This window comes from Streptomyces sp. NPDC104307 (assembly GCF_055584045.1).
Window position 1 is genome coordinate 182,363 of sequence record NZ_JBVJMU010000016.1, and the last position, 12,882, is coordinate 195,244.

The 12,882-nt window shown below is 68.7% G+C and carries 13 protein-coding genes and 1 pseudogene; 6 read left to right on the forward strand and 8 right to left on the reverse strand.

Going from position 1 to position 12,882, the window contains the following annotated elements; all coding sequences use genetic code 11:
• Positions 1-711 precede the first annotated feature (711 nt).
• Both ACZ601_RS31165 and ACZ601_RS31170 read right to left on the reverse strand, forming a co-directional pair.
• Positions 712-1,698: an alpha/beta fold hydrolase gene (locus ACZ601_RS31165; RefSeq protein ID WP_469544295.1), complete on the reverse strand. Its 987-nt coding sequence runs from the start codon at positions 1,696-1,698 to the stop codon at positions 712-714.
• 194 nt (positions 1,699-1,892) lie between these two features.
• Entirely contained in the window at positions 1,893-2,792 is a 900-nt protein-coding gene (locus ACZ601_RS31170) for an alpha/beta fold hydrolase (RefSeq protein WP_469544297.1), read from the reverse strand.
• 85 nt (positions 2,793-2,877) lie between these two features.
• Here ACZ601_RS31170 and ACZ601_RS31175 point away from each other — a divergent pair, with 85 nt between their 5' ends.
• Complete coding sequence (locus tag ACZ601_RS31175) at positions 2,878-3,354, forward strand: MarR family winged helix-turn-helix transcriptional regulator (protein ID WP_469544298.1); 477 nt, start codon at positions 2,878-2,880, stop codon at positions 3,352-3,354.
• Between the two features lie 35 nt (positions 3,355-3,389).
• Here the strand turns inward: ACZ601_RS31175 and ACZ601_RS31180 are convergent, their stop codons facing one another.
• Together ACZ601_RS31180 and ACZ601_RS31185 are read right to left on the reverse strand one after the other, a co-directional pair.
• On the reverse strand, positions 3,390-3,896 hold the full coding sequence (locus ACZ601_RS31180) for a hypothetical protein (RefSeq protein WP_469544301.1): 507 nt from the start codon (positions 3,894-3,896) through the stop codon (positions 3,390-3,392).
• Positions 3,893-5,257 carry a molybdopterin-dependent oxidoreductase gene (locus tag ACZ601_RS31185; protein WP_469544302.1) on the reverse strand — a complete coding sequence of 455 codons (1,365 nt, stop codon included), beginning with the start codon at positions 5,255-5,257 and terminating at the stop codon, positions 3,893-3,895. Before ACZ601_RS31185 ends, ACZ601_RS31180 begins: the two co-directional genes overlap by 4 nt.
• 275 nt (positions 5,258-5,532) lie before the next feature.
• Here ACZ601_RS31185 and ACZ601_RS31190 point away from each other — a divergent pair, with 275 nt between their 5' ends.
• Positions 5,533-5,796 carry a hypothetical protein gene (locus tag ACZ601_RS31190; protein ID WP_469544304.1) on the forward strand — a complete coding sequence of 88 codons (264 nt, stop codon included), beginning with the start codon at positions 5,533-5,535 and terminating at the stop codon, positions 5,794-5,796.
• A gap of 369 nt (positions 5,797-6,165) precedes the next feature.
• Here ACZ601_RS31190 and ACZ601_RS31195 read toward each other — a convergent pair.
• A pseudogene (locus ACZ601_RS31195) lies at positions 6,166-6,684 on the reverse strand (tyrosine-type recombinase/integrase); the annotation flags it as partial.
• Between ACZ601_RS31195 and ACZ601_RS31200 the strand changes: the two are divergent.
• Positions 6,619-6,765 (forward strand): hypothetical protein, encoded by a 147-nt coding sequence (locus ACZ601_RS31200; protein WP_469544305.1) that lies wholly within the window; start codon positions 6,619-6,621, stop codon positions 6,763-6,765. The pseudogene ACZ601_RS31195 and the gene ACZ601_RS31200 overlap by 66 nt on opposite strands.
• Here the strand turns inward: ACZ601_RS31200 and ACZ601_RS31205 are convergent.
• Positions 6,758-7,288 (reverse strand): hypothetical protein, encoded by a 531-nt coding sequence (locus tag ACZ601_RS31205; protein ID WP_469544306.1) that lies wholly within the window; start codon positions 7,286-7,288, stop codon positions 6,758-6,760. The two genes, ACZ601_RS31200 and ACZ601_RS31205, sit on opposite strands and share 8 nt — an antisense overlap.
• 143 nt (positions 7,289-7,431) lie before the next feature.
• Positions 7,432-7,698, reverse strand: a complete 267-nt coding sequence (locus ACZ601_RS31210; protein WP_469544307.1) for a helix-turn-helix transcriptional regulator — start codon at positions 7,696-7,698, stop codon at positions 7,432-7,434.
• Between the two features lie 253 nt (positions 7,699-7,951).
• Here ACZ601_RS31210 and ACZ601_RS31215 point away from each other — a divergent pair, with 253 nt between their 5' ends.
• Positions 7,952-8,488, forward strand: a complete 537-nt coding sequence (locus tag ACZ601_RS31215; protein WP_469544308.1) for a hypothetical protein — start codon at positions 7,952-7,954, stop codon at positions 8,486-8,488.
• On the opposite strand, the gene ACZ601_RS31220 is transcribed toward ACZ601_RS31215, so the two are convergent.
• Positions 8,445-9,236 carry an IS5 family transposase gene (locus ACZ601_RS31220; protein WP_469544310.1) on the reverse strand — a complete coding sequence of 264 codons (792 nt, stop codon included), beginning with the start codon at positions 9,234-9,236 and terminating at the stop codon, positions 8,445-8,447. The genes ACZ601_RS31215 and ACZ601_RS31220 overlap by 44 nt on opposite strands.
• Positions 9,237-9,694: 458 nt before the next feature.
• On the opposite strand from ACZ601_RS31220, the gene ACZ601_RS31225 reads away from it, so the two are divergent.
• Together ACZ601_RS31225 and ACZ601_RS31230 are read left to right on the forward strand one after the other, a co-directional pair.
• Entirely contained in the window at positions 9,695-10,351 is a 657-nt protein-coding gene (locus tag ACZ601_RS31225) for a hypothetical protein (RefSeq protein WP_469544312.1), read from the forward strand.
• A gap of 642 nt (positions 10,352-10,993) precedes the next feature.
• On the forward strand, positions 10,994-12,517 hold the full coding sequence (locus ACZ601_RS31230) for a gamma-glutamyltransferase (RefSeq protein ID WP_469544314.1): 1,524 nt from the start codon (positions 10,994-10,996) through the stop codon (positions 12,515-12,517).
• The last annotated feature ends 365 nt before the right edge of the window (positions 12,518-12,882 follow it).

The following is a 12,882-nucleotide window of genomic DNA, read 5'->3' on the forward strand; positions in this document are numbered from 1 at the left end:
CGGCCCATTCCCAGGCGGCCTGTTTGGTTTTCTCAGATCCTGGATTGCATCCCGCACTCTCGAACGGCATGTGGAATTCTGGAAGCGCGATCTTGCTCATTGTGCACCTCGTCGAAACGAAACGGACATGGAAGGGAGAAACGCGGAAGGAACCGCGCACGCGCGGCCGGAGCGGCGAGCGGTGGACGCGGCCCCGCCGATCGGCGCTCCGCCGGGGCCGTGCCGTCGGGGACAGCGTCCGCACCGGCCCGGGGTGTGGGCGGTGCGGACGTGGAGCCGACTGCGCCGGACCGCCGCGGGAGCGGATCAGCGGCGGGACGGTTGGTCGGTGCGAGGATGCCGCGAAGCACTGCGTGAAACGGCGCGACCGGGCCGGACGGCCGGATCTCGTCGGGGGTGCGTCGCGGGAGGGGCGGCTGTCATCGCTGTCCTCTTTCCTCCGCCGGGGCATGGGCATCGGAGCCGGGCCCTGTGGGTTCATGGCAGCAGACCGCCTGACGTGCACGGCGATTGCATCACCACTCGTCACGACCAGTGAACTCCCAGTATGCGGGGGAGGGAAGCCGCTTGTGACTGAAAATGTGTGTTCGTCGTGAACACCTGCTCAGTTATGAGCAGTTGGGGCACTCCCGGGCGGGGCGGGTTGTGGGCACCTGTGCACGCGTGTTCGGGCCCGGTCCGGCCGGCCGGACCCCTCGCCGCAGAGCCGGTTCAGGCGGAGAGTGAGGCGAGCCAGCCTGTCAGGATCCGGTTGACCTCTTCGGGGCGCTCCTGCTGGATCCAGTGGCCGCAGCCGTCCAGGAGGTGCGAGGAGACCAGGCCGGGCAGGGTCGTCGGATACGCCGCGATGGCATCGGCCAGCCAGGTGGTGGAGGCGTCCAGGGAGCCGCCGACGAAGAGGGACGGCTGGGTGACGGGTGCTCCGTCGAACTCCGCGAGATCCTCCCAGTCCCGGTCCATGTTCCGGTAGCGGCTGAGCGCCCCGCTCATCCCGGTCCGCTCGAACTCGCCGGCGTAGAAGTCGAGTTCCGCGTCACCGAGCCAGCCGGGCCGCCGCTCCGGGAAGCGTTCGCGCAGCGTCCCGCCGGGCCCGGCGAAGTGCGGGTCCGGTGCCTCTGGCGCGGGCATGGTGTCGGCGGAGAACGCCGCGTAGAAGCCCGCGAGCCAGCCCCGGACGTCCGGCTCGATCTCGCTCTCCGCCCGGCCGGGCTCCTGGAACCGGGAGACGTAGAACTCCTGGTCCCCGCCCATCCCCGCGAAGATCTCGCTGGGGCGCGGACCGCCGCGCGGGGCGTACGGGACGCTCAGCAGCCCCACCGCGCGGAAGACGTCGGGCCTGATCAGCGCGGAGTTCGCCGCGATCGTGGCGCCCCAGTCGTGGCCGACCAGCACCGCGCTCCGCTCCCCGAGCGCGTGCACCACGGCGACGTTGTCCTCGACGAGCGCGGCCATCCGGTACGCGGCGACGTCCGCGGGCCGGGAGGACCGCCCGTAGCCACGGACATCGATGGCGACCGCCCGGTACCCGGCGGCGGCCAGCGCGGGCAGCTGGTGGCGCCAGGAGTACCAGGACTCCGGGAACCCGTGCAGCAGCAGCACCAGCGGCCCGGTGCCCTGCTCGACCAGGTGGACGCGCCCGGCCGGCGAGGCGACGGTGCGGTGCGTGAGCTCCGGGGACGGGGTGGGCTGGTGCGACATGGGTCCTCCGCGGCTGGTTCTGCGTGGTCCGGGGAGCCGGCCGTTCACAGCCGCGCCCCGGGACCCGTACCGCCCGGCGGCCGCCCGACGGCTCCGGACACGATCATGCGACGGGGCGGGGCCGGCCGCGAGTCGTGTTGCCGTTTCGGCAAACGCGAGGCGGGTGCGCGCGGCGGCCAACGGGGTTCCGGGGTTCAGGCCCGCCCGTCGTCCACTCGTCCGGTGAACTCCAGGACCGCGTCCGCGAGTTCCCCGGGGGCCTCCTGTGCGATGAGGTGGCCGACCCCTTCGAGACGCACTGCGGTGACCTCACCGGAGGCCACCTGGCGGAAGGTCTTCTCGGTGATCCCCTTGTGGCCGGCGGCCTCGACGGTGAGTACCGGCACGGCGATCGGGTGCGACGCGGCCAGCGCCCTGGTGGCCCCCCGGTCGGAGAAGATGCTCTGGTAGAGCCCCTCCGTGCCCCGCCAGGCGTGCGGGCGGGCGTAGCTCCGCACGAACTCGTCGATGTCGCTCTCACCGATGGCACCCTCCGTCCCGTTCATCAGCGGGAAGGCCCAGCCGGCCAGCAGTTCCCGCTCGTGGCCCGGCAGGAGCATGCCCGGGATGCCCGGGGCGCCGAGGAATCCGACGTGCCAGGAACCGTGGTTGTTCACGTCCGCGAGCGCCTCGAACCCGAAACCCGTCAGGGCCGTCTCGACCCCGGTGAAACTGATGACGTCCTCGGGGTGCGTCGCCGCGAAGCGGAAGCCCGTGCCGCCGCTGATGTCCTGGCACAGGAGATGGACGGGGCCGGCGCCGAGGTGGGCGACGAGCTGGTGCAGGTCCTCGGCGGCGACCGCCTCGCCGTACTCGGTGTCGGCGTTGCTTGAGTCACCGAACCCGCGCAGGTCGAGGGCGAAGACCCGGTGGGTCCGCGCGAGCGGCGGGATCAGCTTGCGGAACGCCCACCAGGTCTCCGGCCAGCCGTGCACCAGCAGGATCGGAGAGCCGTCGGTGCCGGCGGAGACGTAGTGCAGTCGCGTTCCGTTGACGTCGGCGAGGTGATGCGTGACGCCAGGGAGGGTTGCGCCGCAGGGCGTGGTCGTGGTCATGGGGAGCCTCCAAATAGGCAACCTGGTTGTCAACCACGATAGGCAACCAGGTTGCCCTTGTCAAAGGTGGCCTTATGCTGGCCGCATGTCCAGATCAGGCGCCGACCTCGCGCTGCTCCTGCTCGCCGGCTTCCGCACACTGGCGGACCGGGCCGGCGCCGAGCTGGCGGAGCGCGGGTACGAGGACGTCCGGTCCGTGCACGACTTCGCCCTCCACTCGATCCTGTCCGGCGCCGACAGCGCCTCCGAGCTCGCCCAGCGGATGTCGGTGACGAGGCAGGCGGCCGCGAAGACGATCGCCGCGCTGGAGGAGCGCGGCTTCGTGACGCGCCAGGCCGATCCGGCCGACCGCCGGCGGACGCGGCTGCGCGTCACCGAGCGCGGACTCGCGATGATGCGGCAGGGCGAGGCGATCTTCGACGAGTTGCGTGAACAGTGGGAGGCCCAGGTGGGTGCGGCGTCGGTCGCGGCACTTGAGGAGGCGCTCAGGTCCCTGGTCGGGGACCGCGCGATCCGGCTCGACTCACCGGGCTGGGGTGCGCGCGGCCCGGACGTGGAGTAGGTCCCGACTGCTTCCCGGCTCCGCCGGGCGAAGGGTCAAGGCGATGCCCCGGTGCCCGGCCCCGGACGGCGGGAACGGCCCATCCGGACCAGCAGGGCCACGGCGGAGAGCGCGAACAGGACGGCCGTGATGATCAGCCAGCGCCCGAGGAACACATCGGCGGAGAGCGTGGAGTACAGGGTGTAGCGCCGGCTCACCCGTCCCAGGATCAGCGGGAAGTACGTCAGCAGCAGCAGTCCGGAGAGGAAGACCGGAACCCGGACGTAGTTGATCCAGCGCCCGCCCGGCCGGCCGGACTCATCGGCCGCGGCGGGCTCCCGGCGCTCGCCCAGGACGGTCTGGGCGGCGCGGTCGGTCACCGTGTACAGGGGCAGCAGCACCAGGTCGTGCAGGAACGCGGCCCCGACGAACCAGATGACGACCTTCCAGGGCTCGGCGCCACCGAGCAGCCGCACTCCGGCATAGCCGGTGAGCGCGAACGAGCAGAGGACCAGCAGCAGGTGCAGCGGCGAGGCCCCGTACAGGGCGCGGAACCGGTTCACGCGCGCTCCCCGAAGGTCAGCCGGGTGACCCACTTGGTGTTGTGCACGCCCGGGTTGGCCGGAACGATGATCCGCGCCGGGTAGCCGTGGTCGGGGGACAGGTCTGCCCCGTTGACCCGCAGCGCCAGCAGGGAGCGCGGATCACGGACCTGGTTGTCGCGCAGCGTGGTGGAGCGGAAGGACCCCGACCGCTGAACGGACTGGACGAACACGCCGGGCGCCGCCCCCGTGAACCCGGCGAGTGCCGCCATATCCGCGAGCCGCACCCCGCTCCACTCCTGGTCCTCCGTGGACCACCCCTCCACGCACGCGATGGGCAGCGCCGCCGTGTGCTGCGGCATGGCCAGCACCTGGGCGCGGGTGAGGACCCGCTCCCGGCCGGGCCCCCGCACGACGAGCCGCCAGTCGGGGCCCACGTCCCGCGCCCTGATTCCCACGCTCGCCGCGGTCTTGTTGATCTGGAATCCATTGGGGCCGGTGCCGGGGTCCTGACCGCGCGGCGCGAGCAGCGCGGTGGACCGCAGGACGCCCCCGATGCTCTGCCCCGCCGTCACCACGAGCAGCACCAGCGAGCCCGCTCCCACCATGCCCAGCGCCCCCCGGCGCGACATGGTGGGCGCGGCGGGGCGCGGAGTCACCAGCTCCGTGGGGTCCTCCGGTTCCTTCCGTCCCGCCCTCGCCGGGCTCCGCAGCTCCTCGCGGAGACCGCCGCCGCGCAGCATTCGCACCATGAGGGGGACGCGGAGGGCGACATGGACGACGAAGGCGCCGATGAAGACCCAGGCACCGTAGAAGTGCAGCGTGTAGAACGAGCCGGGGAAGATGTAGTCCAGCTGGATGTTGAGCACCCCGGTGGCGAACTCGAACAGCACACCGCCCACGAGCAGCAGCAGCGAGAGCCGCTCCAGCGCGTGACCGGCCGACCTGACCGGCGGCCACGCGAACAGCTTGGGGACCACCGACCACAGCTTCGCGAGCAGCACCGGGATCAGCACGATGCCCAGCGTGACGTGGACGCCCTGGGTGAGCCGGTAGAGCCAGTACGGGTGGGTGGGCCAGGAGAACAGGTAGAAGCCCAGCCAGCCCCGGTCCGGAGTCTTGTCGTTGGCGCCGAGGTCGGGGTTGTACGCGGCGTACGAGAGCAGCCCCGTCACGAACATCAGCGTGATGCCCACCAGCAGTACCGCGCCGAGTACGGACGTCAGCCAGGGTCCGCGCAACGGGCTGCGCCAGAAGCCGCGCCGGGTCGGACCGGCCGGCGGCCCGTCCCGCAGCAGATCCGGCAGCGAGGGCCGGCGCCGGGCCGGCCGCCGGAGCGTCGAACCGGTCCGGCCCGTGGGCATCGCCTGTCTGTCTTCCATGACGCCCCTCGCGATTCGGACACGACGTTGGACAAACGCCAGAAAGGGGACCATAGCCTCCGCGTCGTCATAGACGCGGCATTACTCCGAGCGTGCTCGTGGACCAGGCGTGCGCCGGGCGTATTCGGGAGCGCACGCAGGCAGTTGGGGTAACGGGGGAATCCGTTCGGTGCATCTCCTGGAGCGGATTTGGCGCGTCTGTTCCGGACAGCGCCTCGCCCGGTTCATGGTGAATCGCCCGCACTACCCGTGATGTACCGCAAAAGGAGTGACCCATGATTCGCCGTATCGCAATCACGCTGGCCACCGTTGCCGCTGCAGGATTCATGGCCGCCTCCCCGGCCGCCGCAGGCGGCGGCGGGAACGGCGAGGAGGCCGGCAAGATCGGGGCCAGCTACCAGGAGGTCGAGGCTTCGCGGGAGAACACGGAGTTCTTCAACGTCGGTGGCCCCTACGGCATCACGTACGGCAAGCAGAACAAGGCGGAGCTGGAGGCCGAGGCCGGCAGCTTCTACGCCGAGTACCTCAGCCGGGGCTGACCTCCCGCACCACGCGCAGGGCCCGTCCCACGGTGGGACGGGCCCTGGCGCCTGTCCGGCGCGGCCGAGTGGGCAGGGCCCATCCGGCTGGCACTCGATGATGTTCACCGCGAGGCCGCCGCGCGCGGTCTTCTTGTATTTGACGGACATGTCGGTCCCCTGTCGCACTATGCCCTTGACCTGCATGTTCGAGGGCGTCCGAGGGGTGATCCACGTCCGCAGGGACTTCTCAGGGACTTTCGGCCGGGAGGGATCCCGCAGCCAGGCGTCCATCGCGGTGAGCCCTCGCTGCCCCGCGCCGGGCATGAAGTGAGCGTAGTGGTCGAGCGTGACCTTCGGCGTCGAGTGCCCGAGCCATTTGGACAGGCTGACGACCGACTCGCCGGCTTCCAGCTGCACGCTCGCGTAAGTGTGGCGGAGGACGTGGAACATGTCCTCGCGTGGGGCGGCATAGCGCGGGACCCGGCGGATTCGGTTGCCGTCGTGCCGCACCTTCTCGCCCACGGGCTTGATCAGTCCGGCGGCGGCGAGCGCACGCTTCCAGCTGCGGTCGTTCCAGGTCCGGTAGTAGATGCGGTTCCCGTGCGACGAAGTGAGGATCAGGTCGACCGTGATCGGCTTCCGCTGGCGCTCTTCGAGCGCGGTGGTGGGGGTCTCCGGGTTCCGCCAGGGCAGCATGCATGAAGTCGACGGGAATCGGCGGAAGTGAGCTCGGGCCCGAAGCGCGAGGTTCGCCGGCAGGGGGATCTCGCGGGTCTTGCGCCCCTTGGGGAGCGAGAAGTAGGGGCGTCCCTTGATGTCCCACCTGAGCTGGCGGCGGACGTGGACAACTCCAGCCGCGAAGTCGAAGTCCTCTTCGGCGAGACCGAACGCTTCGCCTTGGCGCAGCCCGAGCCCGATGCCGAGATCGACAGCGATCTGGTAGCGGTCTTGCAAACCCACGCGGACGGCGTCGACGACCTCACGTGACCACGCCTTGGCCTTGCTGTCGATCGCTCGTGGGGGGGGCTTGACGCTGTTCTTCGTCTTCACCGGGGTTGCGCAGCAGACGCTGGTCGTCGACGGCACTGCCGAGGATCGAGGACAGGTGTCCCCAGATCACCTCGGCCGTCGACTCCTCAACCCTCGTGAGTAGTCCAGCCTTGAAGGTCCGTAGAGCGGAGACATCGATCTCACGCAGGGCGTAGTCGCCCATCAACGGAATGATGTGATTCCAGATGCGGCTGCGCATCGGGTCCGCCGTCGAGGGCTCGTCGGAGCGGCCCGCCCACCAGTACTCGGCGAGGAGGATCTCCCCCTTGCGGGGGTCGACGAACTCACCACGGCTGGAGTCCGTTTTGGCGCTAGCAAGCCACTGCTTCGCGTCCTCGCTCGTGTGGAACGACCGGTCCTGGATGCCGAGAATCCCCTTACCCGGTAGCGCTTCCCGGTGCCGTAGATCGCGGTCCGCTCCCGCTTCCCGGTCAGCTTGTCGGGGCGCTTCTTCAGCCATCGGTCTTCTATGTAACCCGCCATGACGAGGTCCTCCAGTGGTGCGTGATCATGAGCTGGTCGGTGCTAACGCGATCTGCGGCACGATCCAATCCCCGTGCGGAGAACTTCTTCTCGGGGAGACCGGACGCGTAAGCCACCGCGCTACTTCATGGCCTTCGAGCGCCGCTGCGGCTTACGGCTCAGCGGGTCGAGGGCGCGGTTAGAGCGGGAGTCCGCTCGCTCCTGATCGCAGACCCACTCGTCGAGCGCCGTGATCCGGTACATCACGCGCTGTCCCATGCGGAAGCTGGGAGGACCCTGTCGGCGGTGTCGCCAGACGTACAACGTGTTGGGTGAGATACCGAGGTACTCAGCAGCCCTGGGGAGGGTCAAGAAGGCGGCCTGGGATGCTCCGCGCGGCTCCGGCATGGGGCGACTCCTGTCGTGTGGGGCGATGACAGGACGAGATTCCAGAGAAAGGGCGAGTTGGACGAACCGGATTCCTGCGGTAAAGAGGACGTTGCTGAAATGGATCTTGTGATGCCATGGCAGCTAGCGGTGGTTGCCCGCTGCGCTAAGTGGCTGTTGTCTTTCCGGGCTTGAGGGCTGCGGTTCCGCTGTTCAGGCATGGGGTCGGCGGTCTCGGGGAGTGGTGTCGTGTCGTCGCTCTGCTGGAGGTCGGATGCCGTCGGTCATGGGGCTGCTGGAACAGCGTGAGCTGACCGCTCGCCGTCGTTTGGACGCACTGCGGGAGGAGGCGGACCGTATCCAGGCCGAGCTGGTCGCGGCCGAGCGGGAGTGGAACGAGTGGGGCATCGCCCGTTCACGCGTCGGCGAGGTGCTGTCCCCGGGCGAAGGAGACACCGCCGGCCCAAACGCCGCCGAGGAGCCGTCGGATCGCGGTGCCCCGCCCGCGCTGCCCGCCTCTTCGGAGGCGGCGAAGCCGAAGTCCGTCGTGCTGATATGGCGTGCGGGTCTGGCCCGGTCGGCGGACTACCAGCGCATCCCGCAGGCTTTCGCGGACCGGGGCCGGCTTGGTCAAGGCCCGCTGACCTGCCAGGAGATGGCCGACTGCTTCGGCCTGGACCCGGTGCCCGCGAAGGTCGAGGCGTTGCGGTCGAAGGCGAAGCGACTGACGGCGCGCGGGTGGCTGGCCGAGCCGGCACCGGGCCGCTTCATGCTCGCGAAGGCCGTCGCCGGGCCAGGCGGCGGGTCATGAGCAGGGTCATCGACCAGTGGACCATCGCCTCCGCGCTGCCGGTGGACCGTTCGAAGTCCCGCGCGAGGCGGCGACTTCGCATCAGATGGGCGAAGAACCGCTCGACGATCCACCGCTTGGGCAGCACGACAAAGCCGCGCATGTCGTCACTGCGCCGGACGATGGCCAGGACCAGGGCAAGGACGGCCCGGCAGTGCTCGACCAGGCTGCCGGTGTAGCCGCCGTCGGCCCAGACCAGCGCCAGCCGGTGGTGCGCGGCGGCGACCTGGGCGAGCAGAACCTGCGCGGTGGCGCGGTCGCCGATGTCCGCGGCGGTGACCATCACCCCCAGCAGCAGGCCGAGGGTGTCGACCACGGCGTGCCGCTTGCGGCCGTTGATCAGCTTGCCGCCGTCGAAGCCGCGGCTGTCGGCCCCGACGACGGCGTCCGCCTTGACGGACTGGGAGTCGATCACGCCCGCGCTCGGCTCCGGGTCCCGCCCGGCCTGCTCGCGGACCTTGCGGCGGAGCCGGTCGTGCAACTCCTTGACCAGACCATGGTCGCGCCAGTGGCGGAAGAACGCGTAGATCCGGTCCCACGGCGGGAAGTCGGCCGGTATGGCCCGCCACTTGGTTCCGTTGTCGACGAGGTAGCGGACCGCGTCCAACATTGTGCGGTGGCAGTAGGCCTCCGGATGCCCGCCCCGCCCGCGCAGCCAGCCCGGCATCGGCAGCAGCGGCCTCACCACCGCCCACTCCGCATCGGACATGTCGGTGGGGTAGCGGCGCTCGTGTACTCCGTTGTCACCAGCACTTCCGAACTGGTGGGCCAGGCAATCACACAAGTGGGTGACCGCGCTGGACTCCTCGGCCGCAACTGCGAAAAACTGCGGCAACAGGGCCTCCTGGAAAACTCGCTGGCGTAGACACCCTCCGAGCTACCACGAGGCCCTGCTTCCATGCCCGGCACCGACCGCGATCACCCGATCGAGACTCCCGCTCGACGGGAGATCCCGGCCACCCGGCCTCGCGAACACGAAATTGTGGGGACCGCCGAGCTGCCCAGGGCTAGGTTGGCGCGGTGCATCCGATCCGGTTTGAGGCTTCTACGACTGACGGCGTCCATCTCTTCCACTACCTCCCGGGCGATGACCTGGCGGTGACTCGGCACTGGCCTGGCCTTTGGCAGGAATGGCCTGAGGAGGGGACGCCGTACACCGAGTGGGCGGTGAACAACAACAACATGGAGGAAGTCGCCGCCTATGTGGGCTTGGTGTGGCAGCTGACGGCGGGCCTGGACCGCTATGCGATCCCGACCTACTACTGCGACGACGCCGAGCGTTTCCTGGAGCAAAAGCCGATGCTGGTGAGCTGGGAGTACGAGGTCGACGCCGAAGCGCCGACCGTCACCACACGGGACAAGGGGTTCGTATCTGGTTGTACGGCAAAGCCCCTTCGGGCGGAGCCGGACAACGCTGGTCGTGCGGGCTTGTTCCGGTTGTCCACGCCTCGCGACCTGGTATCCGCGCTTCACGCGGTGATCTTCGACGCCTCGTCGGAGATCACGGTCTTCGCGGTCGCCCCCGGGCCAGAGCGTCTCCAGCGTCTGGTGAGCGCGTTGAGCGGCCCAACTCCCCCGACTCTGGCCGATGTCCTTGAGGAAGAAGGGGTGTTCGTGGACCTGACGATCGGTTCGGACTTCGGCTACTACGACTCGATCACGGTGGCGTCGCGCGCCGATCTGCGGCACCGAGTCGATGACCTGGCTGCCGACTCTGCGCGCAGGATCTCGGCATATGAACTGCGCTTGGACGATCTCGCGACTGTTCCGGACTTCCTCCGGGCGATGCCGGCGCTTGCCGGTGTGGTCTTGGACGTTCCCTGAGCCCTCGATCACTCGATCGAGACCCCCGTTCGATCGGCAAGCCGCTTGATCGGTACGACAACAGCTTCTGAGAGTCAGCCGCGTGCGCTGTCCTTCGCCAGCCCGCCCCGGAAGTCACACCCCGGGCATTCGTCCTCACCCTGGACGTATCCCTCTTACCAGCCGTGGACTGCCGCATGCAGGATGGCCTCCTTCACGGTGGTCTCGCCGCTGCGGACCGACTCGATGGCACGGCCGACGATCAACCCGAGTACGGCGTTGTCGGTCGAGGGGAACGAGGGCGACGCATCTGCGCGTCGGGCGTCATGCCCGCAGCCTACGGGCGAGTACCCGCTTGGTCAGTCGGTCGGGGTGGCCTCCTGCCGGGGGAGCTGCGCAGGTCGCTGCGAAACCCCCGGCCGACCGGCCTCCAGTTATGGAACGTGGACGGCTTCCAGCGGGGACGGTCCGGCACGCTGTCGTCGCATCCTTCAGCACCTCGAAAAACGGCGCTCGGGGACAGCACAGAGCCTGAATTCTCTGCGGTGTCAGCACGAAGGGCTAGCTGGAGTCCCCGTAGCGATCGGTCAGAGCGTCCAGCCGTTCGATTTGCGACTCAGCTGGTGGCAAAGGCGACATCGACGACGTGGCAGGCTGTGGCTCATGGTGATGCTGCCGCCCGACGATGCTGACGACCATCTCTTCGGCGTGTTGGATGCCGTGGACGTACCCGTTGTGGTGCGCAGTACCGGTAAGCTCCGGCGCCCTTCCGAGGTGCAGTGGAAGAGCGCTGTGGACCCGTGGACCGCCCTAGGTCAGCTCCCTGGCGACGGCGTTTACCTGGCGACGACAACGTGGCGACAGATCCTGCAGGCGGCCACGGGCGTCGGGCGGGACCTGGCGCCGTGGCTTCGGAAGACACCCTGGCTGGCGGTGAACGAGTTCATCGCCCGAGTGGCACCGTTGCAGGCTTATCTGTGCATGAAGGACGTGCCGGGGCCGGAGCACGCGGCCGGGCGTCGGCTGTTCGTTAGTGCCGTCTATCAGCATGGGACCGAGCGCAGTGCTCACTCGGCATTCGGCTACCACCTGGGGATGACCATGGCGCAGTGGGCATGCGTCGGCATGTCTGGTCTCGGAAGCACAAGACACATCGAGGCTGGCGGCCCCAATGGAAACCAGGGGTTCCTGGACGCAAGCCTCCGGCTGCCGGATCTATGGGGCACGCATCCGAGTCCCCGACTTCCATGGCTCGTCGAGGCGAAAGCTGGCCGCCACCTCGGCGAGGGGCGCCTGAAGGATGGCAAGGTGCAGCTGAACGGCGGCACTGATCTCATGACCGTCCCGCACCGGCAGGTGCTGTGCGGTACTTCCTTGCCACACCGGAAAAGGTGGGAGGATGACCACCTTTTCATGACGATCGACACCACGTCGATCGCGGCTCCACCTGTTGTCGGCGGCAGCGCCCTCTCCCCGCTCGGCCCGGCGCCGGACGGGGCCGAGGAGCACATCGCAGAAGATGTGGAGGCGCTGCTTGTGGTCGCCCGCTCTCAGTTGTTGGCCTATCAGGCCATCGCCTTCGGCGCGGTTGAAGATCTCCGCCTAGTTCCGGTCAGTAAGGCGCGCTCTGCGCGATTCCGTGCCCCCACGGGGTCTCTCACCCCAGTGGAGCGCGACGAGCCGACCCGGCAGATTCGGCACCGACTGCGCTCTGAGTCCGTGACCAGTGAGGCCGTGCTGCGGTCACGTGGGGACGCCGGCGACTTCATTGCCGCCAGGCTCCCTGGCACAGGTATCCACCTGGGCATGTCCCGACGGCTCTTTGCCGCGTGCGCTGCCCTGCATCAAGCACAGTCCGAAATGCCCGTGAGTGAGCCTCTGTTCCCGCCGGACACTGTCAGGACGCGTCACCGCGTCGACGATGAGGAGCGTGAGGAGCACAGCCGCGCCACCCGCCGCGCCTACTACGAACAGGAAGAAGAGCGAGGCCCGTACTTGCGTGCCCGTATCCATCGCGGATTCGTGCAGGCTGATGCTCAGTCCTGGAGCGATCTTCTGTCGGGTCGTCATGTCGAGGTACCCCTGGGGGACCCTGAAGAGGGCGGACTCTTGGAGGGAACAACGGCCGAGACCTACCTGGCGATCGAACGTACCGAGCCTGTGTTGGAAAATTCCGAACGTCGATAGATGCAGATTTTATCGGCCGCGTCGTTTGCCAATGAGCAGTCGTAGGCGCGTCCTCCGACATAGAAGGGAGCCAGGATGCTTTGTAAAGATCAGACAGGCACCCCCTCCATCGCTGCCTGGCCTTATCAGGAGCAACTGTCGCAGCCCTTTAATCGTCTGACGGACCTTTCCTGGCGGTCCCGCCGGTGGGCAGCCGGTGGACAGGCGCCTTTGGATGAGTCAATGCGAGGTGAAAGATTGCCGCACATGGTCTGGTCAGGAAAGACGTCGCTAAGGGCTGTCCCGTAAGTAATCTTGCTCTGCGATGATCTCGCCCGTGTCAGGTGTGATCACGGCTTGCGAGTCGTTCTGGATAGCCCCGTTTA